This window comes from Vibrio sp. SCP2 (assembly GCF_059295395.1).
In genome coordinates this window covers 1-710 of the sequence record NZ_JCAFVV010000021.1, presented here as the reverse complement: position 1 = coordinate 710, position 710 = coordinate 1, and the positions used below count along the sequence as shown (strand labels likewise).

Below are 710 nucleotides of genomic sequence, written 5' to 3'. Positions count from 1 at the left end.
TTTGTGGTTCATGACTGGGGTGAAGTCGTAACAAGGTAGCCCTAGGGGAACCTGGGGCTGGATCACCTCCTTATACGATGATTATTGCGATGAGTGTTCACACAGATTGATGGTTTATGTAGTTTAAGAGATAGAACATCCCCCAAGATGTTCAACTTAGTGTCCCGTTCGTCTAGAGGCCTAGGACACCGCCCTTTCACGGCGGTAACAGGGGTTCGACTCCCCTACGGGATACCATTGGGTCGTTAGCTCAGTTGGTAGAGCAGTTGACTTTTAATCAATTGGTCGCAGGTTCGAATCCTGCACGACCCACCATTTTCTCAAGATATGGGGCTATAGCTCAGCTGGGAGAGCGCCTGCCTTGCACGCAGGAGGTCAGCAGTTCGATCCTGCTTAGCTCCACCATTCTTGATTCGATGGGCGATTAGCTCAGTTGGGAGAGCACCTGCCTTACAAGCAGGGGGTCACTGGTTCGAGCCCGGTATCGCCCACCATCTTTAAGTGTTTTCTCGATAGAGAATATTTAAAAATGGCTCTTAAATGAATCTAGCTCTTTAACAATTTGGAAAGCTGACGAATAACAACAATCCCCATCTCTTTGAGATGCGTTGTTATTCAATTAAAAGTTCTCAAATCCTAAAACTATGTTTTAGGTACCAACACACATTCAAGTGTTCTTGGAAATTTGAGTCCGGCAAAATCGTGTCTGC

General features: G+C 46.5%; 4 tRNA genes and 1 rRNA gene. All 5 read left to right on the top strand.

Annotated elements, in window-relative coordinates:
* Positions 1-73, top strand: a 16S ribosomal RNA gene (locus AC5O63_RS22335); the annotation flags it as partial.
* A gap of 88 nt (positions 74-161) precedes the next feature.
* A tRNA-Glu gene (locus AC5O63_RS22330) sits at positions 162-237 on the top strand.
* Positions 238-239: 2 nt separating this feature from the next.
* Positions 240-315: transfer RNA gene (locus AC5O63_RS22325), tRNA-Lys, on the top strand.
* Between the two features lie 14 nt (positions 316-329).
* A tRNA-Ala gene (locus tag AC5O63_RS22320) sits at positions 330-405 on the top strand.
* Between the two features lie 13 nt (positions 406-418).
* Positions 419-494: transfer RNA gene (locus tag AC5O63_RS22315), tRNA-Val, on the top strand.
* Positions 495-710 lie beyond the last annotated feature (216 nt).